General features: G+C 67.2%; 1 protein-coding gene. It reads right to left on the reverse strand.

What is annotated here, in order from left to right; genetic code table 11:
- Window positions 1–613 (reverse strand): aminotransferase class I/II-fold pyridoxal phosphate-dependent enzyme (locus GQ57_RS35445; RefSeq protein WP_034200338.1); only part of this gene is annotated, 613 nt, incomplete at both ends.

Genomic DNA, 613 nt, shown 5'->3' on the forward strand with positions numbered 1-613 from the left:
TTCGGCATCACCATGCACGCGGCGATCGGCTGCGATTTCGCGATCGTCGCCAGCGCCGCGATGTCGATCCCGTACTCCGGATGCGTCGCCACCTCGATCGCCTTCATCCCCATCCGCTCGATCGCGTGCAGCATCGCGTAGAACGTCGGCGATTCCACCGCGATCGTGTCGCCCGGTTTCGCCACCGCCTGCAGGCACAGATTGATCGCCTCCGTCGCGCCGACCGTCACGATGATCTCGTTCGGGTCCACCGACATCCCGTTTTCCAGGTAGCGCCGTGCAATCTGCCGGATCAGCCGCGGATGGCCCGGCGGCAAGCCCTCCGTCACGCCCCACAGCGACTTGTCGCGGCCGGCCGCATACGCATAGCGGTTCAGCTTCTCGAACGGAAACAGGCTCGGGTCCGGATACGGCGAGCCGAGCGGCACCGCGTCGTCGGTGCCGATCGAGCGCAGCGTCGACAGCACGAGCCGGCTCACGTCGACCGACGACGAGATCGCGATCGGCTTCGACGGCCGCAACTCGCGCACCGGCGCATGCCCTTCGTCGTTCCGCAGGTTCACGAAATAGCCCGACTGCGGCCGGCTTTCCAGCAGCCCGCGGCTCTCCAGCA

The organism is Burkholderia sp. MSh2, assembly GCF_000731655.1.
GTDB classification, from domain to species: domain Bacteria; phylum Pseudomonadota; class Gammaproteobacteria; order Burkholderiales; family Burkholderiaceae; genus Burkholderia; species Burkholderia paludis.